Source organism: Specibacter sp. RAF43, assembly GCF_052114065.1.
Lineage (GTDB): Bacteria > Actinomycetota > Actinomycetes > Actinomycetales > Micrococcaceae > Specibacter.
In genome coordinates this window covers 40,793-65,531 of record NZ_JBFREA010000019.1, presented here as the reverse complement: position 1 = coordinate 65,531, position 24,739 = coordinate 40,793, and the positions used below count along the sequence as shown (strand labels likewise).

At 70.5% G+C, this 24,739-nt stretch carries 23 protein-coding genes and 1 pseudogene; 7 read left to right on the top strand and 17 right to left on the bottom strand.

Annotated features, from left to right (window positions below; translation table 11 throughout):
* Window positions 1-506, bottom strand: a pseudogene (locus AB4Y80_RS11695) (hypothetical protein); the annotation flags it as partial.
* A 194-nt stretch (window positions 507-700) separates the two neighbouring features.
* On the opposite strand from AB4Y80_RS11695, the gene AB4Y80_RS11690 reads away from it, so the two are divergent.
* A complete protein-coding gene (locus tag AB4Y80_RS11690) occupies window positions 701-1,534 on the top strand; it encodes a fumarylacetoacetate hydrolase family protein (RefSeq protein WP_442214320.1) in 834 nt (277 codons plus the stop codon).
* A gap of 129 nt (window positions 1,535-1,663) precedes the next feature.
* A complete protein-coding gene (locus AB4Y80_RS11685; protein WP_442214319.1) occupies window positions 1,664-2,125 on the top strand; it encodes a GtrA family protein in 462 nt (153 codons plus the stop codon).
* Window positions 2,126-2,138: 13 nt separating this feature from the next.
* On the opposite strand, the gene AB4Y80_RS11680 is transcribed toward AB4Y80_RS11685, so the two are convergent.
* From AB4Y80_RS11680 to AB4Y80_RS11660, 5 genes are all read right to left on the bottom strand, one after another.
* Entirely contained in the window at window positions 2,139-3,308 is a 1,170-nt protein-coding gene (locus AB4Y80_RS11680) for a cysteine desulfurase family protein (protein WP_442214317.1), read from the bottom strand.
* 3 nt (window positions 3,309-3,311) lie between these two features.
* A complete protein-coding gene (nadC, locus tag AB4Y80_RS11675; RefSeq protein WP_442214316.1) occupies window positions 3,312-4,223 on the bottom strand; it encodes a carboxylating nicotinate-nucleotide diphosphorylase in 912 nt (303 codons plus the stop codon).
* A complete protein-coding gene (locus AB4Y80_RS11670; RefSeq protein ID WP_442214315.1) occupies window positions 4,220-5,938 on the bottom strand; it encodes an L-aspartate oxidase in 1,719 nt (572 codons plus the stop codon). Before AB4Y80_RS11670 ends, nadC begins: the two co-directional genes overlap by 4 nt.
* 2 nt (window positions 5,939-5,940) lie before the next feature.
* Window positions 5,941-7,299, bottom strand: coding sequence for a quinolinate synthase NadA (gene nadA, locus AB4Y80_RS11665; protein ID WP_442214314.1), 1,359 nt, complete (start codon window positions 7,297-7,299; stop codon window positions 5,941-5,943).
* 101 nt (window positions 7,300-7,400) lie between these two features.
* On the bottom strand, window positions 7,401-8,120 hold the full coding sequence (locus AB4Y80_RS11660; RefSeq protein WP_442214312.1) for an NUDIX hydrolase: 720 nt from the start codon (window positions 8,118-8,120) through the stop codon (window positions 7,401-7,403).
* Window positions 8,121-8,332: 212 nt separating this feature from the next.
* Here AB4Y80_RS11660 and AB4Y80_RS11655 point away from each other — a divergent pair, with 212 nt between their 5' ends.
* From AB4Y80_RS11655 to AB4Y80_RS11645, 3 genes are all read left to right on the top strand, one after another.
* Window positions 8,333-9,730, top strand: a complete 1,398-nt coding sequence (locus AB4Y80_RS11655) for an amino acid permease (RefSeq protein ID WP_442214311.1) — start codon at window positions 8,333-8,335, stop codon at window positions 9,728-9,730.
* 158 nt (window positions 9,731-9,888) lie between these two features.
* Window positions 9,889-10,701 (top strand): alpha/beta fold hydrolase, encoded by an 813-nt coding sequence (locus AB4Y80_RS11650; protein ID WP_442214326.1) that lies wholly within the window; start codon window positions 9,889-9,891, stop codon window positions 10,699-10,701.
* Between the two features lie 62 nt (window positions 10,702-10,763).
* Window positions 10,764-11,441, top strand: a complete 678-nt coding sequence (locus tag AB4Y80_RS11645) for a phosphoribosyltransferase (protein ID WP_442214310.1) — start codon at window positions 10,764-10,766, stop codon at window positions 11,439-11,441.
* Between the two features lie 10 nt (window positions 11,442-11,451).
* Here the strand turns inward: AB4Y80_RS11645 and AB4Y80_RS11640 are convergent, their stop codons facing one another.
* The 8 genes from AB4Y80_RS11640 to AB4Y80_RS11605 all read right to left on the bottom strand — a co-directional run bounded on the left by AB4Y80_RS11640 (window position 11,452) and on the right by AB4Y80_RS11605 (window position 20,508).
* A complete protein-coding gene (locus AB4Y80_RS11640) occupies window positions 11,452-12,567 on the bottom strand; it encodes a hypothetical protein (protein ID WP_442214309.1) in 1,116 nt (371 codons plus the stop codon).
* 45 nt (window positions 12,568-12,612) lie between these two features.
* Window positions 12,613-12,885, bottom strand: coding sequence for a hypothetical protein (locus tag AB4Y80_RS11635; protein ID WP_442214307.1), 273 nt, complete (start codon window positions 12,883-12,885; stop codon window positions 12,613-12,615).
* Window positions 12,886-12,981: 96 nt separating this feature from the next.
* Window positions 12,982-14,271: an MFS transporter gene (locus tag AB4Y80_RS11630; RefSeq protein ID WP_442214306.1), complete on the bottom strand. Its 1,290-nt coding sequence runs from the start codon at window positions 14,269-14,271 to the stop codon at window positions 12,982-12,984.
* Between the two features lie 73 nt (window positions 14,272-14,344).
* Entirely contained in the window at window positions 14,345-17,551 is a 3,207-nt protein-coding gene (locus AB4Y80_RS11625) for an AAA family ATPase (RefSeq protein WP_442214305.1), read from the bottom strand.
* Window positions 17,548-18,705: an exonuclease SbcCD subunit D gene (locus tag AB4Y80_RS11620; protein WP_442214304.1), complete on the bottom strand. Its 1,158-nt coding sequence runs from the start codon at window positions 18,703-18,705 to the stop codon at window positions 17,548-17,550. The genes AB4Y80_RS11625 and AB4Y80_RS11620 overlap by 4 nt, the downstream gene beginning before the upstream one ends.
* 82 nt (window positions 18,706-18,787) lie before the next feature.
* Window positions 18,788-19,696, bottom strand: a complete 909-nt coding sequence (locus tag AB4Y80_RS11615) for an aquaporin (protein ID WP_442214302.1) — start codon at window positions 19,694-19,696, stop codon at window positions 18,788-18,790.
* Between the two features lie 53 nt (window positions 19,697-19,749).
* Window positions 19,750-20,145 carry a DUF202 domain-containing protein gene (locus AB4Y80_RS11610; RefSeq protein WP_442214301.1) on the bottom strand — a complete coding sequence of 132 codons (396 nt, stop codon included), beginning with the start codon at window positions 20,143-20,145 and terminating at the stop codon, window positions 19,750-19,752.
* A gap of 6 nt (window positions 20,146-20,151) precedes the next feature.
* Window positions 20,152-20,508 (bottom strand): YidH family protein, encoded by a 357-nt coding sequence (locus AB4Y80_RS11605; protein ID WP_442214299.1) that lies wholly within the window; start codon window positions 20,506-20,508, stop codon window positions 20,152-20,154.
* Between the two features lie 83 nt (window positions 20,509-20,591).
* Here AB4Y80_RS11605 and AB4Y80_RS11600 point away from each other — a divergent pair, with 83 nt between their 5' ends.
* Entirely contained in the window at window positions 20,592-21,704 is a 1,113-nt protein-coding gene (locus tag AB4Y80_RS11600; protein ID WP_442214298.1) for an ADP-ribosylglycohydrolase family protein, read from the top strand.
* Window positions 21,705-21,774: 70 nt separating this feature from the next.
* On the opposite strand, the gene AB4Y80_RS11595 is transcribed toward AB4Y80_RS11600, so the two are convergent.
* From AB4Y80_RS11595 to AB4Y80_RS11585, 3 genes are all read right to left on the bottom strand, one after another.
* Window positions 21,775-22,320, bottom strand: a complete 546-nt coding sequence (locus AB4Y80_RS11595) for a DUF4395 domain-containing protein (protein WP_442214297.1) — start codon at window positions 22,318-22,320, stop codon at window positions 21,775-21,777.
* Between the two features lie 116 nt (window positions 22,321-22,436).
* Window positions 22,437-22,844 (bottom strand): MmcQ/YjbR family DNA-binding protein, encoded by a 408-nt coding sequence (locus AB4Y80_RS11590; protein WP_442214296.1) that lies wholly within the window; start codon window positions 22,842-22,844, stop codon window positions 22,437-22,439.
* 49 nt (window positions 22,845-22,893) lie between these two features.
* Window positions 22,894-23,886 (bottom strand): exonuclease domain-containing protein, encoded by a 993-nt coding sequence (locus AB4Y80_RS11585; protein WP_442214295.1) that lies wholly within the window; start codon window positions 23,884-23,886, stop codon window positions 22,894-22,896.
* A gap of 124 nt (window positions 23,887-24,010) precedes the next feature.
* Here AB4Y80_RS11585 and AB4Y80_RS11580 point away from each other — a divergent pair, with 124 nt between their 5' ends.
* Window positions 24,011-24,706, top strand: a complete 696-nt coding sequence (locus AB4Y80_RS11580) for a VTT domain-containing protein (protein WP_442214325.1) — start codon at window positions 24,011-24,013, stop codon at window positions 24,704-24,706.
* The last annotated feature ends 33 nt before the right edge of the window (window positions 24,707-24,739 follow it).

Sequence of the window (24,739 nt, the reverse complement as noted above, 5' to 3'; positions counted from 1 at the left end):
GGCAGCAGGGCCTCGGCCAGGCGCAGGCGCCGGTTCGCCTCGGCGCCGCTAAGCAGCAGGGACCCGGTGAGCACCCCGGCCGGGTGCGTGATCCCGGCCTCGCTGAAGCGCCCGGCCCGGGTGCGCCCGGCCAGCTCCCCGGCCGCCTGAACCTGCAAACCGGCCAGGAACCGGCCCAAGCGCTCCAGCTCCTGCGCCCACGCCACCGCCTGGGCATCCGTCAACACCCCCAACTCCACCCCAAACGGCACACCGCCCCCGCCGGGCCCCCGCCCCGCCGGGACGGCGGAACCCGCCAACGACGAGGCGAACGCGTCCGCGTCCCCGGCCCCGGACCCGGCCCCCACATCGGAAACCGCGGAACCCACGGCGTCCACGCCGGCGGCGTTCGCGGCGGCGTCGGCCAGCGCGGCGGCGAGGGCCAGCAGCCGGTGGATGTGCCCACCCAGCCGCCCCGCCCCCGTGCCGGAAGCGGTGCTTCCCGGGCCCCTCGTCGTCGCGTCCATACCCCGATGTTACCGACCACCACCGACACTTTTCGACTCATATTCGAAGACTGTGGACACCATCGAACAAAAACCGAACAGTGGAGGACGCAAGGGTTGAATCAACAATTCTGTGCACTGCACAAGTCAACCCCGGGGCGTCCCGCCATGCGAGAAGCCCAGTTCGTCGGAACCGGAGGAGGTAGGATGTCCTCATGACGATCGCCCCCCACCGCCTTGCCCGTGTCCGCCCCCACGACGCCGACGCCGGGCCGCTGCCGGAGCAATACTTTGTCCGCAATGACGCCCCCACCTTTGCCAGCCGGGCCGGCCGCAGCTGGCGAATCGTGGAAACCCCGTTCCCCGCGTCCCCCGCCAACCAAAACAGCCCCGCCCGCGACGGGTGGCGGATCGGCGACACCGTCAATGAGGACCAGTTCGCCTTCCTGGCCCCCTGCGCCCCGGTCAATGTATTCGGCATGGCACATAACACGGGCGTCCCCGGCCGCGCCCTGCCGCCGCAGGCCTTTCACAAGGCGGCCAGTTCCGTCGTGGGCCCCGGCGACGCCATCCTCCTGAGCCCCGGCGTGGGGTACGTCGACCCCGAAGCCGAGCTGACCGTCGTCGTGGGCAAGCCGGCGCGGCACCTCACGCTCGAGACCGCCCGCGACGCCATCCTCGGCTTCACCATCGGCAACGACGTCTCCGCCCGCGATGCCCAAAAGAGCGACGAACTGTGGATTAGCGCCAAGAGCCCGGACACGTTCACCCCGCTGGGGCCCTGGATTGTGGTGGGCCTGGCGGACGACGGCGTACCCATCAGCATTGTGCACAACGGCACCGAGCTGGCCCCCGCCTCAAGCGACGACCTGGGCTGGGGCGTGGACGAGATCCTGGTCTACCTAAGCTCATTCATGACCCTGCAGCCTGGTGACGTCGTCCTGACCGGGTTTCCTGCCGAATGCCGGCAGATCACCCCCGGCGATGAGGTGGTGTGCCGGGTGGGCGGCATTGGCGAGCTGCGCAATCCGGTGGTGGCCGGCCCGTAGTAATCCGCAACGCAGGGCCGCCATTCACAGCCGCCACACACGGTACGTTTGGGTAGTCCCAATCCGGGGTGGCAATATTAGTGTCCTATGGCAACCGCAACCCCGGTCGAACCGGCAGCCCTGAATCCAATGCCACATACTGTGGCCGGCGGGGCGCTGGCGACACAGTCCCCGCCGCGGCGCAGCCATCCGGTTTTAAGGGCGCAACTGCGGGGTTTCGCCACGGTGGCCGTCATTTGCACGGTCACCTCGATGCTGATCTTCGCCGGCCTGCGGCAATCCACGGGAACGTTGGCGGCCAACGCCATTTCCCTGGTGCTGTGCTCCATCCTCAACACCGAACTGAATCGGCGCATAAGCTTTGGCGTGCGCGGAAGCCACCTGTGGTGGCAGGACCAGCGCCGCGGACTTTGGGTCATGCTGCTTGCGCTCGCGATGACGAGCGGCAGCCTGTGGGTGCTCGGGGCGGCATGGCCCCATGCGCCCATCGTGGCCGAGCTTGTTGTCATCACGCTGGGCAACGTGGCGTCGGCGATCACCCGGTTCATCCTGCTGCGGTACTGGATCTTCCGCCGGTTGCGTCCGACCTGACGGCCGAATAAACCTAGCCTCGCCCCAGCCGGCCGACCCGCTCCACGGCCAGCACCAGCTCGTCCGCGGCGGCATCCAACTGGTCGCCGGTGACGTCGGAGCCGAAACTGAACCGCAGTGCCGTCTGGGCAACTTCGCGCTCGATGCCCATGGCCGTCAGCACGGCGGAGGGCTCGTCCGATCCGGCCGCGCAGGCCGACCCTGACGAGCAAATGATCGATTGCCGCTCCAGCTCCAGCAGCACCGATTCCCCGCTGGTCCCCGGAAAGCAAAAGGAGGCCACGGACGGCAGCCGGCTGGTGCGGTGCCCGGTCAGCCGCGCGGAGGGCACGCGGGCCAGGACCTGGTCGATAAAGGCGTCCCTCAATCGGATCGCGTGTTCGACGCCGGCCGCCCGGTCCGCCTCCGACAACCGCAACGCCGTGGCCAGGGCAACGGCAAACGCCACGTTTTCCGTGCCGGAGCGGGACCCCCGTTCCTGGCCGCCGCCGTGGATGAGCGGTTCAAACCCCACGCCGCCACGGACATAGAGCAGGCCCACCCCCTTGGGGGCGCCCAGCTTGTGCCCGGAAATGCTCAGCGCGTCCACGCCGAGGGCGCGTACGTCCAGGGGCAGCCAGCCGGCGGCCTGGACCGCATCGGTGTGGAACGGCACGCCCCGCTCCCGGGCGATGGCGGCCAGCGCGGCAACGTCCTGCACCGTCCCGACCTCGTTGTTGGCGTACATGACCGAGGCAACCGCAACGTCGGCGCCGGCCGCACCGGCCAGCACCCGGGAAAATTTGGCCGGGTCCACCATGCCGTCCGGGCCCACGGGCACCACCTCGACCGTGAACCCGTGAACGCGGTGCAGGTAGTCGGCGGAGTCGGCGACGGCCGGGTGCTCAATGGCGCTGATCACCAGGCGTGAACGGCGGGGATCCGTCGCGCGGCGGGCCAGGGCGATGCCCTTGAGGGCCAGGTTGTCCGCCTCCGTGCCGCCGGAGGTGAAGACCAGCTCCTCGGGGTGGCAGCCAAGCACGTCCGCGGCCTGGTCACGGGCCGCGGCCAGCGCGTTGGCGGCCGCCTCGCCGAGTTCGTGGTGGCTGGACGGGTTGCCGAATTGGTTGGTCAGGAACGGGAACATGGCCTCGATGACCGCACGACGGACGGGAGTGGTGGCGGCGGCGTCCAGGAAGATCACGGCTCAGGCCTCGATGGCGATGTCCAGGCCCAGGTCCAGGGCCCGGACACTGTGGGTCAGGGCGCCGACGGAGATGATGTCCACCCCGGTCCGTGCGATGCCGGCGATGGTGGACAGGTTGACGTTGCCGCTGGCCTCCACCAGAGCCCGGCCGCCGACCAGCGCCACCCCCTCGACCAGCTGTTCGTTGGTGAAGTTGTCCAGCATGATGGTGTCGACCCCGGCCGCCAGGACGGGCTCGATCTGCTCGATCCGGTCCACTTCCACCTCAAAGTGCACGGTATGCGGCAGCTGGGCCCGGACGCCGGCGAGCGCGGCGGTCAGTTTCGCAAGGTCGCCGCCCGTGAGCACGGCCAGGTGGTTGTCCTTGGCCAACACGGCGTCGGAGAGCGAGAAGCGGTGGTTGTGCCCACCGCCGCAGCGCACCGCGTACCGTTCAAGCGCGCGCAGGCCGGGAGTGGTCTTGCGGGTATCTGTGACGCGGGCCCGCGTGCCTTGGATCAGCCGGACGTATTCGGCCGTTTGGGTGGCGATGGCGCTCATGCGCTGGGTCAGGTTCAGCGCGATCCGCTCGGCGGTCAGCACGCCGCGCGCCAGCCCGGTGACGCGCATGATGCGCTCGCCCGCGGCGAAGGGCTGCCCGTCGGCGATGAGCTGCTCCACCTCGGCGGCAGGGTCCGCCATCACCATGGCGGCCGTGAACACGTCGCCGCCGGAGAAGATGCCCGGCTCCCTGGCGACCAGCCAGGCCGTGGCCTGCGCCCGTGGCGGCAGCAGCGTGGCAGAGGTGATGTCGCCGTACGGTGCGTCCTCCACAAACGCGGTGCGCAGAATGTTCTCCACCACCTGGCCCGGGAGGGTTGGCAGCGGCCCGGCGGTGGGCTGGACTGTGGGGACAAGGTCGACGGCGTTCATACGGTTTCGCTTTCAAGGGCGGGAAGGCTGGTGGGAAAGTGCGAGAGACGGGCTGGTGCCATCCAACGGTTCGAGGACCGCCCGGCGGCGGGTGACTCGGGATGGTCGCTGCGGTGGTGGGCGCCAATGGAATTCTCACGCGCCACTGCGGCCTGGACCAGGAGGGCGGCCACCAGGCGAAGGTTGCCCAGCTCCGCGGCGTCCCGGCCGGCGGCGGCTTGGGGTTCCTGGGTGCGCCATGCCGCCAGCTGCTGGGCGGCACGCCGCAGCCCGCCGGCATCGCGCACCACGCCGGCGTGGGTGCCCATCAATCGTTGCAGGGCGGCCCGCGTGAACGGCTCGCCTCCCGTGGAAGCGGGTGGGGCCGTGGAATCGGCGGGGGCCGTAAAAGCGGGTGCGGCCGTGGAGGCGGCGGGGGCTCCCTCCCGCCCTGGGACCAGGCCGGGACCCGGCCATGCTTGATCCCGGCCGCCGCCGGATCCGGCGGCCGTGGCGTCCACGAGCGCCCGCACGGCGCGGCGGCCAAAGACGAGGCCCTCGAGCAGTGAATTGGAGGCGAGCCGGTTGGCACCGTGGACGCCGGTGCAGGCCACCTCCCCGGCGGCGTAGAGGCCCGGGACGGAGGTCTGGCCGTTGAGGTTGGTGGCCACCCCGCCCATCCAGTAGTGCGCGGCCGGGGTGACGGGCAGCCACTCCCGGGTCCAATCAAGGCCCAGGCTGGCCGTCGTGGCGTTGATCGTGGGGAAGCGGCGGGCCAGGTAGCCAGCCCCGTGGGTCGCCTGAACACCCGTGGCGTCGAGGAACACGGTGGCCCCCGGTGCCGCGTCGATGCTGCGCAGATGGGCGGCGATGCTGCGCGAGACGACGTCGCGCGGGGCGAGGTCGCCGTCGGGATGGTAGCGGGGCATGAAATGCTCACCCGCGGCATCGCGGAGCACGGCTCCGGCCCCGCGGACGGCCTCGGAGATCAGGAAGTTTTCACCAACGGCAAGGGCGGTGGGGTGGAACTGGAAGTACTCCAGATCGGTCACCACGGCGCCGGCCCGCCACGCGGCGGCCAGCCCGTCGGCCGTGGCCGCCCCGGGGTTGGTGGTGAAGTCGAAAAGCTGCCCGGCTCCGCCGCTGGCCAGCAGGACGGCGTCGGCGGCCAGCACGTTGCGGCGCCCATCGGCGTCCAGGTAGTCAATCCCGGCCGCCCGGCCGCCCACGGTCACCAGCTCCAGCATGAAGGATCGTTCCAGGATGGTGACGGTGCCCAGTTCGGCGGCGTCTCGCACCGAACGGATGAGCGCATCGGCGATGCGGGCACCCGTGGCGTCGCCGCCGGCGTGCAGGATGCGGGCGGCCGAGTGCGCACCCTCCAGGCCCAGTGCGCGCCGCCCGGTGTCCGGGTCCCGGTCAAACACGACGCCGAACCGCTCCAAGGCGCCAATGTCGCCGCCGGCCTCGGTGCACAATATCCTCGCCGCGTCGGGGTTGCATTGCCCCGCCCCGGCGGCGAGCGTGTCGGCCAGGTGCGCCGCCACGCTGTCGCCGGGGGCGGCGTCCCGTGCGTCCAGAACCGCGCAGATCCCGCCCTGGGCGAAGTGCGTGTTGCTTTGCGCCAGCTCGCCCTTCGTGACCAGCGTGACCCGCAGGCCCGCCTCGGCGGCCAGCAGCGCGCCGTACAGCCCGGCGATGCCGCTGCCCACGACGACCAGGTGTGAGTTGCTCATGGTCACGCGCGTTGCGCCGTCTGCGCCGTGGCGGCAGGCTTGCCGGCATTTCGGGGCTTGGCGGCCAGCATGCGCTCCAACGCCACCCGCGCGTGCACCGCCGTGGCCTCGGGCACCGTGATTTGGTTGAGCACCTCACCGCGCAGCAGGCCCTCCAGCACCCAGGCCAGGTAGCCGGGGTGGATGCGGTACATGGTGGAGCACGGGCAGATGACCGGGTCCAGGCAAAAGATGGTGTGCTGCGGGTATTGGGCCGCCAGCCGGTTCACCATGTTGATCTCGGTGCCAATGGCAAAGGTGGAGCCCGCCGGGGCGGCCTGGACGGCCTTGAGGATGTAGTCCGTGGACCCGGACTCGTCGGCGGCGTCCACCACCTCCATGGGGCATTCCGGGTGGACGATGACGCGCACGCCCGGGAAGTCCACGCGGGCCTGGTCGATTTGGGCCACCGTGAAACGCTTGTGGACCGAGCAGAAGCCCTGCCACAGCACCACCTTGGCGTCGCGCATGACGGCCTCGTCGTGGCCGCCCAGGGGCAGCCGCGGATTCCACAAGGGCATCTGCTCCAGCGGAACACCCAGGGCCTTGGCCGTGTTGCGGCCCAGATGCTGGTCGGGGAAGAACAGCACCCGGTGGCCGCGTTCGTAGGCCCATTCCAGCACGGTGGCGGCATTGGAGGACGTGCACACAATGCCCCCGTGCTCACCACAAAACGCCTTCAACGCCGCGGAGGAATTCATGTAGGTCACGGGGATCACGGGCACCCGGCCGTCGGCGTCGGGTTCGGTGCCGTACAGCTGTGCCAATTGCGCCCAACATGCCTCCACGGACGGCAGGTCGGCCATGTCCGCCATGGAACAGCCGGCGGCCAGGTTCGGCAGGATCACCGATTGGTGCGCTCCGGAGAGCATGTCCGCCGTCTCGGCCATGAAGTGGACGCCGCAAAACACGATCGCCTCGGCCGTGTCCCGGGTCTTGGCGGCATTGGCCAGCTGGAAGGAGTCCCCCACGAAGTCGGCGAACCGGACCACCTCATCACGCTGGTAAAAGTGGCCCAGGATCACCGCCCGGTCCCCCAGTTCCGCCTTGGCGGCAAGGATGCGGGCGGTGAGTTCGTCGTCGGAGGCGTCCTTGTACTCCTGCGGCAGCTGGCCCTGGCGCGGGGTGGCGGCGGGCGCCACATCCTGGGCGGACGCCCCGGGGCCGTAGCCGGGCGTGTCGGCGAGCGCCTCCGCCAGGTCAAACTCCCACGGCGACTTGGCCAGGTCCGTGCTGCAGCTGGTCTGGACGCGGCCCGGCTTGCCGATCCGCTCGGCCTCCCCACGGGTGATGAGCTGGATGGTGTTGTTCACTGATGACATGGTGTGCTCCGTTACGAAGGAGTCCGCGGGTCCATCCGCGGGCAATGTTGGGGGGCAAGCTGGGTGGTCAATAATGGTCGGTTGTGCGAAGTCCGCCCCGGTCAGGGCGGCGGCACGGCGGAGTCGGGCCCCGTGGTGCCGGTGTAGCGGTAAAGGCGGGGCGGGCGGTGTTTGCCGCCCTGGAGGTAGAGATCCGTGGGTTCGATGTGCGCGGCATGCTTCAACTGGCGGCGGAAGTTGGCCGGGTCCACCGTGCGGTCCAGCACCGCCTCGTAGACCTCGCGCACCTGGGCCAGCGTGAACGTTTCCCCGAGCAGGTGGTAGGCGATGGAGCCGTACGTCATCTTGTTGCGCAACCGCCACAGGGCGTAGTCAACAATCTGGTTGTGGTCAAAGGCCAGCTCCGCCAGGCGGTCGGCCCGGAACCACTGCACGTTCTCGGACTCCCGGGCCAGTTCCGCCTCCGTGGACTGCACCAGGGCCCAGTACACGATCGAAACCACCCGCTGGCTCGGCGAGCGGTGCAGGCCGCCAAAGGCATAGAGCTGTTCGAGGTATTCCGGCGCCAGTCCGGTGGTGTCCCGCAGGTTGCGTGCGGCCGCATCCTGCAGGGAATCGGCCTGTGTCAGCGGCCCGCCGGGCAGCGCCCACCGGCCCTTGAAGGGTTCGCGGATGCGCCGCACCAGCGGCAGCCACAGCGTGGGCCGTCCCGAGCTTTCGCTCGGGCGAAGGGCAAAGATGACCGTGGAGATGGCCAGTGCCGGCGGCTGCGTCAGGCGTTCGCTGACGTTGGCCGCGCTGGCAAAGGGTTGGCGTTCCATCCCGCTCCACCGTTCTCTTGCAATGCCGCAGTTAAAGTCATTTTGACTACAACTGATTTTACGACCCGCCGGCCACATTTCCAAATGCCGTTTCGCGGGCTCGTCATGGAGCCGGGACGGGCCCGTGCCTTTTTCGGGGGATAATTCTTGGGGGCCGGGTCCGTTTGGGTTCCGGCGCCAGCCTGACGCCGGATATCAGAAAGCCTCCTTTCATGCACGCACCACTGCCCGCAACCGCCAGCATCGCCCAGGCCCCCCGCGGCGGCCTGGGCCGCTCCCTCAAGCAACGCCAGCTGACCATGATGGGCCTGGGCAGTGCCATCGGTGCGGGCTTGTTCCTGGGTTCCGGGGCGGGCGTTCACGCGGCCGGCCCGGCCGTCCTCATTTCCTACCTGACCGCCGGCACGCTGATCATCCTGGTCATGTGGGCCCTGGGCGAGATGGCGGCGGCCAACCCCGACTCCGGCGCCTTCTCCGTCTATGCGCAAAAGGCGCTGGGCCGCGTGGCTGGCTCGACCGTGGGATGGCTGTGGTGGCTGCAGCTGGTGGTGGTGATCGCCGCCGAGGCGCTGGGCGGCGCCGCCCTGCTGGTCAGTGTCTGGCCGGTATTGCCGGTGTGGGCGTTGACCCTGATCTTCATGGTCGCGTTCACGGCCGTCAACTTGACCACGGTGAAGAACTACGGGGAGTTCGAGTTTTGGTTTGCCCTGCTCAAGGTCGCGGCGATCGTGCTGTTCCTGCTCTTCGGCGCCGCGCTGTTGCTGGGCTGGATCCCCGGCGCGACGTCCCCGGGCCTGGCCGGCTTCACCACCGGCGGCGGGTTCGCCCCGAACGGGCTCTCCGGTATTGCCACCGGGCTGTTCGTGGTGGTGTTTGCCTTTGGCGGGACGGAAATCGTGGCGGTGGCGGCGGCCGAAACCGCAAACCCCGAGCGCAGCGTGGCCATCGCCATCCGCACCGTGGTGTGGCGGATCCTGGTGTTTTACATCGGCTCCATCTTCGTCATTGCCGCCGTGCTGCCGTGGAATTCGCCCGCGCTGCTCTCCCCCTTTGCCGGCGTGCTGAACTCCGCCGGCATCGCCTGGGCCGGCACGGCCATTACGCTCATCGCCGTGGCCGCCCTGCTCTCGGCGCTGAACGCCAACCTGTACGGTGCATCGCGGATGATCTATTCGCTGTCCGACCGCGGCGAGGCACCCCGGTTGTTCTCCCGTACCAGCGCCGCGCGCGTCCCCGTCCCGGCCGTCGCCGTCTCCGTGCTGTTTGGATTTGCCGCGGTGGTCCTGGAGTTGCTGTTCCCCGGCCGGGTCCTTGACGCCCTGCTGAACCTGGTTGGCTCTACTTGCCTGGTGGTCTGGGGCAGCGCCCTGGTCTCGCAACTGATCCTGCGGCGCCGGGCCGACCGCGACGGCACCCCGCTCCCCCTGCGCATGCGCGGCTTCCCGGTCCTGACCGGAATCGGTCTGCTCCTGCTGGCGGCCATCTTCACGGTCGGCTTCATCGGCGCCGACAGCCGGGGCCAGCTGTTCGGGACGTTCGCGCTCGTGGCCGGCATCGCCGTCGTCGTCGCCCTGGCGCAACGGCGCCAACGCGCCCGCACCCGGCCCTGAGCGGCACCAAATTGCGCCCGGCCCCGATTGTGACTACCGTCTCAGGTGGACGGTGTGCTCAACGGTGCGCATACCGTTCGCCGATCGCGCCGCCTTTTCGCTACTGTTGACGTACGACGGCGGCACGCGCCACCGCGGACAAGGAGCGGCTCATGCCCATGCCGGCCAGGCATTCAACCCCCGGCCCCTCGCACACGATCGAGGGCACCAACGCCGGGCTGCATGTTGCCGTGTTCGACCCGGACGTCCCCGCCGAGCTGCCGCCGATCTTCCTCATCCACGGCTTTGCCTCCTCGATTGACCTCAATTGGGTCAAGAGCGGCTGGGTGGCGGCACTGGGACGGGCCGGCCGCCGCGTGATCTCCGTGGACCTGCCCGGCCACGGCGAGTCCGGCGCCCCGTACGACCTTGATTCCTACACGCCGGGAAAGATCCGCGCGGACCTGTTGCAGATCCTCATCGACCAGGGCGTGCGGCCGCTGCGCGACGGCGACCCGAGCTCCGGGGTGGACCTGATCGGCTACTCGTTGGGCTCCCGGTTGGCCTGGGAGTTCGGCGCGACGCAGCCGGAGCTGGTCCGCAAGATGGTCCTTGGCGGGCCCAACCCGAAGGATCCGCTGGCCGAATTTGACCTGGCCGCCGCCCAAAATTTCCTCAACGACGGCACGCCGATCGCCGACGCATCCACCGCCTGGCTGCTTGACATGGCCCAGATCATCCCCTCCAATGACATTTTCGCGTTGCTGTCGCTCATCCAAGCCATCAAGATGGAACCGTTCGACCCCACCGACGCCGTGCCCCGGATGCCGATCCTGCTGGTGGCCGGCGAGGCGGACGAGCGGGCCAAGAGCATGAGCGTGCTCGCCGAACTCCACGGCCGTGCCGAGCAGCACATCATCCCCGGGCGCACCCACAACAATGCCGTGACCTCGCGGGACTTCAAGGACGCCGCCATCGCGTTCCTCAGGTAGCGTTCGGCAAATGGGTCGCCGCGGGCGTGGGCCCGGGCGCGGATCGGTGCCATAGTGAAGGCATGGGACACAGCGCAGAGTCCAGGCCTTGGCAACCGTTCCTGGACAGGGACGACGCCGGGGCCCGGCTCGCGCGCAAGCTGCACCGCTTCCGCGGCTGGGACAATGCCGTGGTGCTGGGGCTGGCGCGCGGCGGCGTACCGATTGGCGCCGCGGTGGCCCGCGGGCTGGGCCTGCCGCTGGGCGTGATGGTGGTGCGCAAACTGGGTGTGCCCGGGGCCCCCGAGGTGGCCTTCGGCGCGGTGGCCACCTACGGCGGCTTCACCACCACCGTCCACCTGGCCGCCACCATGGAGCACCTGCGCCGCGCCGGCTTCGCGATCGGTGAACTGGACGAGGTGGACCAGGCCGAGCGCGCCGAACTGGCCCGGCGCCAGGACCTCTACGTGCGCGGGGCCCAGCCGCCCGTCGTGGGGCGCACCGTGCTGTTGTGCGACGACGGCCTGGCCACCGGGGCCACCATGCGCGCGGCCGTCGGCCTCATGCGGGAGGCGGGCGCCGGCGTCGTGCTGGTCTGTGTGCCGACGGCGCCGGCACGGACCTGCGAGGAACTCGCCGCCGTTGCCGACCAGATGGTGTGCCTGCAGCCGTGGCCCGACCTGCATGCCGTCAGCGAGGCCTACCTGCGCTTTGACCAAATTGCCGACGCGCAGGTGCTTGAGCTGCTGGCGAATCCCTGACCCGCCGGCCTCACGCCAGCCGGTTGGAGGTGACCGGGCGCACCCCCAGCGCGGTCTCAACATCGGCAATGTGGTTGTGGATCGTCACCGTCGCGGAGCCGGCAAACAACAGCCCCACGGCGTTCAGGGTCCGATCCATCAACAGGCTTCCCGAGTCACCCCCGGCGGACATCGCCGTCGTAATGATTTGGTGACGGTAGACGGCCACGCCCGGGGCGCCATAGCTGACGGCCACGGTGGCATTGGTGGACAGCACGCGACCCGTGGTGACCTGGGTGGTCCGGCCGACCTTGATGACCGGCGTTCCCAGCTGCGCCTCCGCAATGCCCCGGGGCATGGCCACGGCGATGATGGCCGAAATCACGTTGCGGGTGGCGGTCGGCCGCGCCACCGCCGCGTCCACGAGGTTGTAGCCGGCGGCGCCGAAGGTGATCCGCTCAAAGCGTTCCAGCCGGGCCACCTCATCGCTGGGGAAGACGCCGCCGTCGAACGCGCCGGGCTGCAGGATCGAATCCCCCGGGTGGCCGGCATTGGAATTGGCCAGCACGTGGTTGTTGCTCAGAATCAGGTAGTCGTGCCCGCCGTGCCCGTGGCCGTGGTGGCCGTGCCCGTGGCCGCCGCAGCGGCAGGTGCCGTCCGGGCAGCCGCAGGCGCAGCAGCGCCGCAGGTCCCGGACAAGGCAGCCAAAGGTGCCCGCCGTGATGTCATGGTGGCCGATGCTGTAGCCGGGAAGCGCCGGCCGCACGCGCGCGTTGAATGTCAGGGCCCGGATGACGCCGACCTCGATGACGTCGGTGGGCACGCCGTCGACATTATCCGGGACGACGGCGCCGGCCCCCAGGGTCCGCTTGGACTTCTTCGTTTCCACCAGCACCGTCAGGGCCGGCTCGCCCGTGGGCTTGCCGGCCGTGACCTTGATGCTCGGGGCCACGCCGACGACGTTGGGCAGCGCCAGCAGGGCCACCTCGTTGGCGGCCTGGGCCTCCGCGATGGGACCGAGCCGATCCATGTCCGGCGGCCCTTCCGGCACCCCCTTGCCCTTGGCGAAGTGGTCCTCGAAGGCGACCGCCAGCGCATGCCCGGCGGCGTGCTCCTCCTCCGCCCACAATCCTGGTTCCGGATACATGACTGCCTCCTCAAATACCGTGCTGATGCCGGGTGCGGGCGCCGTTCACTCGGCGCCCTGTGCCTGGATCGGACCGGTCTGAACGACGTCGACCCGAACGCCCTCGAGGGAGGTTGGCAGCACATCCGGTGCCGCCAGCTCGCTGAGCGGCACCTTCTTGCTGACATATACAACGATGCACGGCTCGTCGGTGTCGGCGCCGCGCCGCGCGGCCGTCCCGGTGGCAACGCCGACCACATTGGGGTAGCGCATCAGCTCGCCCTCGTGACGGCTCTGCACCCCTGCGAGCTCCCAGCCCCGCGGCAAACCGTTGTCCATGATGTGGCTTCCTCCCACGGCTAGGGTCGCACGGGCGGCGTTACCGCGGCGTTATTGCCGGCGTTATTGGCGGCGTTATTGGCGGCGTTGCCGCGGCTACTTCGACCGGCGCAACAGCAAGGCCGCGACCAGGCCCAACAGGGTGAGCACCGCGGCGGCCGCCATGGGGACGATGAACGCCGCATGGTAGCCGGAGGATTGGGCCAGGCTGCCGGCGATCGAGGAGCCGAGGGCCGTCCCGGCCACGATGCCGCTGGCCAGGGCCGTCATGACCGTGCCCATCCACTGCGGCGGGGCGATGACGCTGCCCACACTGAAGATGGTGACCATGGTGGGGCCCACGGGCAGTCCCACCAGCAGCAGCACGATCGCCATGCTCGCCAGGGAGTCGGGCAGCAGGTACGCCACGCTCCCGGCCGCCATGAGGGCCCCCGTCAGCACCCAGCGCCACGAATGCGTGAACGCCGCCGGCCAGTAGGCGACGGACAGCGCGGTGACCGCGGAGCTGGCGCCCATGAGCGCGTACATCAGGCCGGCCTGGTCCACGGAGCCGTGCTCGCCGGTGAAGGCGGTCAGGGCCGTCTGGGAGGAGCCGAAGAAGGTGCCCATGCACAGCATGCCCGCCACCGGAACGGCCACCCGGAACCAGTTGACGGACTCCCGGGGGACGTAGCCGGCCTGACCGGACATCCCGGCGCTGCGCGGGGCCACGGCGGTGTGGGTGGGATGGACGGCGAACATCGTCACCAGCACCGCGGTCATGGTGGCCGCCAGCAGCAGCGGAAGCCACGGCGCCACAAGCGAGGCCAGCAGCCCCACCAGGGCCGGGCCCAGCACGAATGTGACCTCGTCCGCGGTGCCTTCCATGGACAGGGCGGTATCGGCCAGCGGGCCCTGCTGCGCCTTGGGCATCCTCTTGATCAGCGCCATCCAGCGCACGCGGGACAGCGGGCCGACCTGCGGGGAGGTGGCGCCGGCCAGCAGCGCCACGCCCAGGACCGCGAGCGTGGCCGGCGTCGTGAACCCGCCCACGCCGTAGCTGAGGGCGACGACGCCGGCGACGAAGAACGCGTTGACGGCCGCGGCGACCAGCAGGACGCGTTTTTGGCCGAGCCGATCGGCCAGGTATCCGATCAGGGGGGCGCCGATCGCCGCCCCGACCCCCACGGCGCCGGCGGCAAAACCCCCGATCGCGTAGGATTCGCTGACGGCCGTGACAAGCGTCAGCACGCCGATCGTGAGCATGGCCAAGGGGACGCGGGCAAAGACGCCCAGCGGGATGTAGCTTTTTCCGGCCAGCCGCGGCAGCATGCCGTAGCGGCTCGCCGGCCGGGGGGCCGGCCCGCCGGGGACGGCCGCCAGGTCGGGGGAAAGGGATGAAGTCATTGGTATCCGGTCAGCACAAAAGGGCGTGCGCCGTCCCGCCTCCCGGTGCACCGAACCCAAATACGTCCCAAGTCTACCCGGCCCGGTCCATGGCCAGCGTCGAGCCGTGCCGGCCCTTTTGGACCTGCAGGTGGACGGGGATGCGCGTCTTCATCTCCGCCACGTGGCTGACCAGCCCGACCACGCGCCCGCCGTCGCGCAGTCCTTCCAACGCATCCATGACTTGTTCCAGCGATTCCTCATCCAGGCTCCCGAAGCCCTCGTCCACGAACAAGGTCTCGATGTCCAGCCCGCCGGATTCGTACTGCACGACGTCGGCCAGCCCCAGGGCCAGCGCCAGCGACGCCATGAACGACTCGCCGCCGGAGAGCGTGGCCGTGTCCCGGCTTTGCTGCGTCCAGCCGTCCACGACCTCCAGCCCCAGCCCGGACTTCCTGTTGCCACCGGCCCTCGCATCGCTGTGGCTGAGCGTGTAGCGGCCGTCGCTCATGGCGGAGAGGCGAAGCGAGGCGGCGACCGCCACCTGCTCCAGCCGGGCCGCCAGCACGTAACTGGTGAGGGTCATCTTGTAGTGGTTGTCGCCACCGCCGCGCACCGCGTCCGCCAACCCGGCCAGCAACAGGGCCCGTTCGCGCAGCGGGGCCACCCGGGCCTCCTGCGAGACGAAGGCCCGGTAGGTCGCGTCGACCTCGGCTGCTGCATTGCGGGCGAGCCCCAGGCGCAGTGACGCCGCCTGGGCGTCCTCGCTCCGGCGCTGTTCTGCCGCGCGGGCGTCGTCCAGCTCGGCCCCGGTGGGAGCCTCGATCCCCTGTTCGGCCTCCCGCGCGGCCGCCGCCACATCGGGATCCTCCAGACGGCTGGCATTGAGCACCGCGGCCTTGTCGTGGGCGGCCGTGCGGTCCCTGAGCCCCGCGGCGTCCTGCGGGGTCAGGAGCGCCGCCCGTACCTGGGCGGCGTCGGCAAAGTCGCTCTCCGCGAGCGCCCCCGCCAAGGCCTGGTCCGCGGCCGTCCGGGCTGCCGCGGCAGTTTCCCGGCGCCGCAGGGCGGCCAGCAGCCGGCCGGTGGCCTGCTGCGCCCCGGCAAGGGCCTGCGCCCGCTGGGCCAGCGTGGTGAACCCCGCCCGCGTGGCCGCCAGGCTCGCGGCCAATTTCTCTTGCTCCGCCGCCAGGGCGGCGTTGCCCGCGGTCAGGGACGCCACGCGTTCCGTGGCCGCCAGCAGCGCAGCCCGGGCCTGGGCGATGGTCGTCTCGAATGTGTCGTATTCCGCGGTCACCGCCTTTTGGCGCGCCTCGGCGGCGACGGCGTCTTCCAGTTCCGTCGCGGCCCGGACGACGCCGGCGCCGGCCTCCGCGGGATCGCCGTCGCCGCCGCGCCCGGCCAGGACGGCCAGGGTCCGGCCGGCCTCGGTGAGAGCCGTCCGGGCCGCGTGGGCGAGCTTGTCCGCCGCCGCAGTGGCCGACTTGGCGGCCTTTTCGGCCTTGACGGCCCCGTCGCCGGAGCCCGCCAGCCCGGACGGGGCCGGGTGGACCGTGCTGCCGCAGACCTGACAGGGCAGGCCGTCCTCGAGCTTGGCGGCCAGTTCCCCCGCGGCCAAGGACAGGCGAAAGTCCATGGCCTCCAGCCACGCGGCCTTGGCCGCAACAGCATGTTCGCGGGCCGCGAGCTCCGCCTCCGCTAGCCCGTCCACGACGGCGCGTTGGGCGGCATGGTCCTTGATGGTTGCCACCAAGGCAACGGCCTCGCGGTGGCGCTGCCGGGCCTGGGTGAGCGAGCCGGCCGGCTCGCGCAAGGAGTCAAGCTCCTCCTTGGCGGCGGCCAGGCCGGCCTTGCCGCGGGATTCGGCCTCCTGCTGCGCCGCCACCTCCTTGACGGCGGCGGCCAGCGCCTTTTCGCCCGCAGCGTGTTCGGCACCCGCACGGGCCAGGCGGTGCTCGCCGGGCAGGGCGGCGGCCACGGCGGCGGCCTGCCCGGCCAGGGCCTTGTCGGCGGCTTCGAGCACAGGCAGTTCCGGGAGTCCAGGCAGGTCCGGCAATTCCGGCAGATCCGTGAGTTCCGGCAGGCGGGCCGCGGCCCCGGCCGCCTCGACGGCAAGGGCGTCGGCGCCGAACTCCGCCCCGGCCAGTTCGACGGCGGCCGCGGCGTTCTGGTGATCCGCCGCCGTTGCGGCCGCCGCCCGCACGGCGGTGGCCAGGACCTCGGCCTCGTGATGGCGGCGCAACGCGTCACGCCACCGGCCGGCGTCATCCGCGAGCGCGGCGAGGCGTGCTTGTTCGGCCACGGCAGCGTCACGGAGGGCGTGCCGGGCCCGGCGATCCGCGGCGGCCTGGACCGTTGCCGCAGCCAGTCCGGCCTCCCGGGCAGCCAGGGCGGCGTCCGCCTCGGCGTGCCGGACGGCACGGGCCACGGCATCCGTCAGCCAGTCGAAGAGCTCCGTTCCCGTGGAGTCAAGGCCTCCGGGGCATGCATCGGCGACCGGGGCATCGACGGGCGGCCCGGCACTTTCCGCGCCCGGCCCGCGGTCCCCCGCCGGGGCCTTTTCCGCGCCCGGATCTGCGCTTTCCGCGGCCGCCCGGGTACCGCCGTCGTCCGCACTTTCCGCGGCGGCCAGCACCCCGCGGGCCTGGCTGCGCGCCAGCTGCTCGCGGCCGGCCAGCTCGGCCAGGCCGGCCGCCACCGCCGCCGCGGCGGCCCGGGCGTCGGCAGCCAGCCGGTCCTGCAGGTTTTGGTAAATTTCCGTGCCAAAGAGCTTTTCCAGCAGCTCCTGGCGGTCGGCGGCCGTGGCCCGCAGGAACGCGGCAAATTCGCCCTGGGCCAGCAGCACCACCTTGGTGAACTGTTCCAGGTTCATGCCGAGCAGGCCCAGGATCTCGCCGGCGGCCTCGTCGTTGCGCTGGGACTTGACCGTCCAGCCGTCGGGGCCGTGCTCGCGCAGCTGCGTGCCGGCCGGCTCGCGGGTGGTTCCGGTGCCGCGCTTGGCCGGGCGCAGCCATTCCGGGCTGCGCCGCACCTCCAGCCGGCGCCCGCCGGCGCTGAACTCGCACACGACCTCCGGCGCCACGCCCACGGCCGCGTGATGGCTGCGCAACCGCTTCACGCCGCCCCGGGCCCCGGGCACCTGGCCGTACAGGGCGTAGGCGATGGCGTCCAGGACGCTGGTCTTGCCCGCCCCGGTGGGGCCATTGAGCAGAAAGAGGCCCTGCGCGCCAAGGGCGTCGAAGTCCACCACCTCGCGGCCGGCAAACGGGCCAAACGCCTGGATTTCCAGCCGGTGAATCCTCACAGCGCCGCCTCCTGGGCCCGCACGGCGGCCAGGGCCTCGCGCAGGACGTGCCGTTCGTCGTCGTCCGCCGCGCGCTGGCGCACATGCTCGAGGAAGCCGGCGCACAAATCGAGCTCGTCGACGGCCCCGGCCACGCGTTCGCTGTACGTCCGCGGCCCCTCGGCGCCCGCGCCCTCCGGCTCAAACATGAGCACCAGCGTGTCCGGGAAGCGGGTGCGCAGCCGTTCCATGGCGTTGGCGGGCCGCTCGCCGTCGGTGAGGGTGATCTGGCAATAGTGCGTTTCCGCGTCGTGGTGCCGGGGGTCCGCCAGGAGGTCCTCGAGCGTGCCGCGCAGCACGGAGAGCCCGCGCTCGGCCGGCCAGTCGACCTTTTCGACGCCGGCCAGCCCGTCCGGACCGATCTCCACGAGCCACGCACCCTTGCTGTGCGCCGCCTCGGAGAAGGAGTACGGCAGCGGCGAGCCGGAGTACCGCACCGACTCGCTGAGCCGCTGGCGCCCGTGCAGGTGGCCCAGGGCCGTGTACGTGAAGCCGTCAAAAAGATCCAGCGGCACGGCGCCCACCCCGCCGATCGCCAGGTCGCGTTCGCTGGCGGAGGTGATGCCGCCGCTGGCAAAGGTGTGGGCGAGCACGACGCCGGCCGTCCCGTCCGGGCGCGTCGCCAGATCCGCCTGGATCGCCTTGACGGCGGCCTCCGTGACGGTGAAGTGCGAGGCCTCCTCGACACCGAGCTGGTCCGCGACGAGCCGCGGTTCCAGATAGGGGATGCCGTAAACGGCAACGTCGCCGCCGTCCCGGGCCGGAAACACCACAGGCGTGGCGAGATCGGCCACGCGCGTGCGCAGGTGCACGCCGGCCCGCTCCATGACGCGCCCGCCAAAACCGAGCCGGGTGGCGGAATCGTGGTTGCCGGAGGTGATGACGATCGGCACGCCGGCGGCGCCGAGCCGGGCCAGGATGTCATCGAAAAGGTTCACCACATCCACCCCGGGCAGGGCGCGGTCATATACGTCGCCGGCCAGCAGGACCACGTCGACCCCGTTGTCCGCGACCGTGGCCAGCAATTGATCGGCAAACCGGCGCTGGGCGTCAAGCGTGCCAACCCCGTGGAACGATCGGCCCAGGTGCCAGTCGGATGTGTGCAGCAGCTTCATGGTTCCAAGCTATCGGACGGCGCCGACACTTCCGCACCGGCCCCTCCCACGAGCCGGCCAACGGCCCGGCCGCCGCGCAGCGCTATTTGCGCGGACCGTCGAAGAAGTCCCGCGCCTCGTCKCTCGGCGCGGCGGGGACCGGCTTGGGCAGCTGCTCCTGCGCATCCGTCGGGGACGGGGCGACGACGGTCGCGGCGTCGGGGGCACCGGCGTCGTCCGCCCGGTCCTCTTCGGCCGGGGAGCCGACAGGCGCGGGGGCCGGCTGGAAGGAGCGGTAGAGCGCCGCGGCCAGGGCGGCACCAAAGAGCGGGGCCAACCAGAACAGCCACAACTGCCCGAGTGCCCACGAGTCGGCCAGGAAGACGACGGCCGTGGCGCGGGCCGGGTTCAGGGATCCGTTGCTTAGCGGCACGGTGATGGTGATGGCGACCGCGAACGCCAGGCCGATGCCCAGCGGGGCCAGCGTGGTCTTGTTCCGCGCGGCGGTGGCACCGAGGATGACGGCCACCAGGACGGCCATGGCGATGATTTCCACGATCAGGACGCCCACCATGGGGACCTTGGACGGGGAATGGCTGTCGAAGCCGTTGGCGAGGGAGGCGAAGAGCGTGTGGATCTCGGGCGTGGACCCGGCCGGCATGACCTTCAGCAGCACGTAGAAGACCGCCGCGGCCAGGATCCCGCCGATGACCTGGGCAACCATGTAGAGCACCATGGCCAGCCACTTGAGCCGGCCCGCCACCGCCATGGCCAGGGAGAGCGCCGGGTTGAAGTAGCCGCCCGAGATGTGCCCGAACGACACCAGCGCCACCATCAGGGCGATCCCGTATGCGAATCCCACGGTCGCCGATGACGCCGTGCCGCTAAACAGTGCCGTACCCAGTCCGGCAAAGACGATGAAGAAACTGCCCAGCGCCTCAACGGCGATGCGGGTGTTCAGCGGATAGGCGGCGCCCGGGGTCGTATGGGGGGCCGTGGCCGGAGATGTCATGGTTGCTGGATCCTTTGGTGGGACGGGCGGATGGCGGGTACGTCGCGGCCGGCTCAGAAGCCCAGCGCGATGGCGCAGATCGCCGCGACGGCCAGAGCCACTATAGCGGCCGAGGCTGTGCGTAGCGTCAGAGCGGAGGCGGCGATGTCGGCCGCGGCGGCCAGCGGCACGACGCCGGCATGCAGCACCCGAATGCGGCGCACCGCGCAGGCGACGAGGATCACGGTGGTCAGGCACGCGACCATGGCGGCGATCCCGAGGCCGATGACGTGCGCCGAGTGGCCGGTTGCGAGCAGGGCGTCGGTGTCCCGGCGCTCCAGGGCCTGCAGCCAGCCCCGCCAGATGAAGACGTCGGCGATGATGGCGCTCATGATGGTCCGCCGCCACGACAAGGCCGTGCGTTCGGGTTGAAGGCCGGGGTCGCGGACCGGCCGGCTGGTGAGGCTCACGGGTGCCTACGGCCGGAGCAGGATCAGGGCGGCAAAGACCACGGCGGCGGCGGAGACCACCGCTGTCATGCCCAGCATGAGCCACGAATGCGGCAGTTCCGCCTCATTGCGCATGGCCTGTTCCTGATGGGCCCAGCGCCGGTAGCTGACGACTGCCAGGGACGCGCCAATCAGGGCCAGCACCACGCACAGCAGGATCCGAACGCCGGTCGGTGCGATCTCCGGGGCCAGCTGGTCGATGGCAATGGCCCCGGCAAGCAGGGCCAGCGCCGTGCGCACCCACGCCAGGAACGTGCGCTCGTTGGCGAGGGAAAACCGGTAGTCGGGGGTTTTTCCGGTTCGTCGCCAGGCCGGCTCGCGCATGGGTCTCCTTCAAGTGGGGGCTCTCCCACGAGTCTAGTGGCCGTTGCACCCCTGTCACGGCGCCGGGCGGGTAAGTTGGAGGCATGCCTTCCGATACACGCTCCGGCGCCCTCGATCCGCGCGGTGCCGCCGATTCGGGTGCACCCACCCACGCTTCGCGCATTCAGGGCGCCCTGATGGGCGGGGCGCTCGGCGATGCCCTCGGCTACCTCGTCGAGGGCGACTCCCGGGCAGAGATCACCGCAAAGTACGGGCGGGCCGGGCTGGTGGACCTGACCCAGGCCGACGGTCCCGTGCATTTCTCGGATAACACCCAGATGAGCCTGTATACGCTGGACGGTTTGCTCGAGGCCCTGGAATGGGCCAACGACGGCGTCGGGGCGGACCTGAACGCGTGCGTGTGGCTGGCCTATCTGCGCTGGCTGGCGAGCCAGGGCATCACGGCGGCCGCTCGCGCCCCCGTGCCGCAGAAGCGGTGGATCGACCGGCAAAGCGTGCTGCACCACCAGCGCCGCCCGGACGCAGCGTGCGTGTCGGCACTGGTGACGGGCGAGATGGGCACCGCCTTCCGGCCACTGAACCCGCAGTCGCAGGGCGCCGGGGCACTCACGCGCGCGGCCCCGTTCGGGCTGCTGGCGACCATCCCGGCCGAGACCGTCCACAAGCTCAGCTCCGATGCCGCCGCCCTCACCCACGGCCACCCGTCCGCAGGCCAGTCGGCCGCCGCGTTCAGCTGGCTCATCCATGCCCTGTGTGCGGGCGGCCTGGGCCTGCGGGCGGCCGCGGAGTCCGCCCGCGACCGGGCCGCAAACGAAAAAGGGGCCGACGCGTCCCTGCTGTCCCGCCTGGACGCGGCCCTCACACTGTCCACGCACGACGGCGAGCCCCTGTCCGGTGCCGGCCTCACCGACGCGCTCGGGCTCGGCCGGGTCGCGGAGGAGGCGCTCGCCGTCGCCGTGTACGCCGTGCTGGCCACCGCGGCGCCCACCGTCTCCCCCGTTGAGCATTTTCTGGCCGCCCTTCGCCTCGCCGTCAACCACGACGGGGCCAGCGCCGCCACCGGGTCCGTCGCCGGAAACATTCTGGGCGCCTACTACGGCGAGGCGGCGCCTCCCGAGGCGTGGCTGCAACTTGGCGAGGCTCCGGAACTCATCCGCCACCTGGGGGCGGATTTCATCAAGCTCACCGTCGGCTAGTCCGGCCGACGTCGCCCCGAGTGCATAGATAAGGCGGTTCCCACCACCGGGAACCGCCTTATCTACGCACTCACCGCGACGGGACGGTGACGTTGGCGCATTCCTCGCACACGCTGGCGGTGATCAGGCCCCGGCGTGCCAGGACGCCAAAGATGAGGCAGCCCAGGCACAGGCCCAGAAACGATTCCAGCGACGCCGCTACAACCAGGAAGACGACCAACGTCCAGCCCGCAAGCGACGCACCCGCGCCCAGCAGCAGGAACGCCGCAAGGGACAGCACCGCGCCCATGCCCTGGGCAAAGCGCTTGGGCGGGCCGGGGACCAGTTTGGGGGCGCCCAGCCGCGGGGCCAAGACCTTTACGGCCAGCAGTGCGGCCGGGGAGATGCGCGGACCAAACGCCACGCGCAGCACGAAGCCCACGGCGATGACACCCACCAGCCACACGGCACCCGTGACGACGGCAGCCAGCGCCAACAGCACCACGATGCCGGCCGTGAAGCGGGCCGCGTATTCGTTGACGGGATTCGGAAACGCGAAGAGTCTGCGCAGGCGGGATTCGCGCGGCGCCGGGATAAAGCCCGTAGCGGCGGGAATCCGGTCGGTGAACTGGGGCATGTCCCCAGAGTAGGGCCGGCGGGGACGCGAACTGAAGCATTGTTGCGCCGCGTGACCTGGCCGGCGGGACGCGCCGCGTCAGCAATCAGAAGTGCCGCTTCCCGCCGGCCTGAGCCCTAGCGGGGCCGGTCCGCCGGCGATCCGTCCCTGTCCAGCATGGCGACGCACCGCGCCGGCGCGATCCGGCGGTAGGAACTATCGAGCAGCTCCGCGATCTCCTGCCAGTCGGGCGGAGCAACGCCCAGGTCCAGCCCCACCCAGCCGTACGGGCCAATATGGGAGGGCATGTAGCAGCGGGGATCCGCCAGCAGCGCCTCGCGTTCGTCGGCCTCCGGGAGCACCTGGACGGATGCGGGGCGGGGGTGGCCCGTCTGTCCCTGGCCGTAGTAGGCGAAGATTTTCCCGCACCGGAACGTGGGCCGGCCGAACCACTCCTGCTCCGTGCCCTCCGGGAACGCCAAGCACAGGGCCCGCAGCCGCAAGAGGATCGGGTCATCGTCGTCGTACATCTTCGGATGGGCCATGTCAGGAAGCGTAGTAGCCGGCGGGCGGTGGTGGCTACGGGTCCGTGCCTCAGCCGATCATTTGCATGAATTCGCCTTCGGAGAGCACCTCGATGCCCTGGCCGCGGCGCTGCAATTCAAGGACCCGCTGCGCCTTGGACGTCAGCCGGCCGGTGCGCAGGTCCGTGGCCGCGAAGCCGCTGCCCACCACCAGGACGGTGGTCTTGCGGGTCACACTGCTGGCGGACCGGGCGCCGTAGTGGGCCGCCCGCAGCTTGGCCTCGGGCCGGGACAGGCCCAGGTCGCCGGTGAAAACGATGGTTTGGCCGTACAACGGGTGGGAGGAATCGGCCAGGGAGTTCGGCTCCGGGTTCGGGCCCTCGGTGGACCAGCTGGCCCGCGCCCGGCGCCCGGAGGACACGCCGGCGGCGACCTCCGCCATCTTCTCCAGCGCCGAGCGGGTGGCCTTGGACATCTCATCCGTGGCGGGGTCGTACGCGTCGGTGTGCGGCATGGCCAGCTGCATCGCCGTGAACACGCCGCGAACGGAGGACGCCGCGTGCTTGGCGGCAATGTCCACCATGATCCCGGCGCAGGCCCGGGCATCCTCGGTGGCGTCGTGGTGGTTCACCAGCGGCACCCCGGCCGCCTCGGCCACAAACGGCAGCGAATAGGACGGCAGCGAATAGTTCTTCCGGGAGAGCACCACCGTGCACGCATAGTCGAAGGCGGGCGCGGGCAGGCCGGAGACTTCCGACGCCGAGCGGATCACGCCCATGTCAAAGGCCGCGTTGTGCGCCACGAGGGCATCCGAGCCGATGAAATCGCGAACTTCGGGGAACACCTCGGCGAATCGGGGCGCCGCGGCGACGTCGTCCGGGGTGATGCCGTGAATGGTGATGTTGCGGGAGTCAAAGTGGTCATGGCCGGCGGGCGGGCGCATGAGCCAATAGCCCTCATCGACCACCACTCCGTTGCGGACCTTCGTCAGGCCAACCGAACAGGGCGATCCCCTAAATCCGTTGGCGGTTTCAAAATCGATGGCAGTAAAGTCCACAGGCACCTTTCAAGGCTACCGCTCCGCGCCGACACCCCGCGCCGCGGCCGGGTCCGGCCACGGGCCCACACCCGAGGATGGGAGCATCCCCCACAACGTGCCGTAGCCTTGAAAGGTGATAATTTCCGCTCTGAGTGACTTCGCCCTGCCCGCACTGACCGGCCACGGCCCAGCCCCGATGGGCTTTTTGCCTCCCTGGCTCGACCCCGTTAACATCCTCGACAACCCCGCCCTCGGCCTGTGGGTCGTCGTCATCGCCTGCTCCATCATCTTCGCCGAGACGGGCCTGCTGGTGGGATTCTTCCTGCCCGGGGACTCCCTGCTTTTCACCGCCGGCCTGCTCACCAGCACCGGCAAGCTCCCGGTGAACATCGGCGTGCTGATCATGCTGCTGATCGTCTGTGCGTTCGTCGGCAACCAGGTGGGCTACGTGATCGGCGCCAAGGCCGGCCCGGCCATTTTCAACAAGCCCGACTCCAAGCTGTTCCGGCGCGAGCACGTCGACCACGCCCACACGTTCTTTGAAAAGCACGGCGGCAAGGCTCTGATCCTAGCCCGGTTTGTCCCGATCGTACGCACCTTTGTGCCGGTGATCGTCGGCGTGGCCCGGATGAACGTGCGCCACTTTGTCATCTTCAACGCCATTGGCGCGGTGCTGTGGGCGGGCGGGGTGACGCTGCTCGGCTACGTCCTCGGCGACCGCTTCCCTTGGGTGCAGTCAAACCTGGACATCATCTTCGTCGTGATCGTCCTGCTTTCGGTAATCCCGATCTTCGTCGAATTCGCCAAGGCATTTTGGGGCCGCCGCAAGGCCGGGAAAAAGTAGCCGGCCCTGAACGCCCCGGTCCGACGCCCGGGG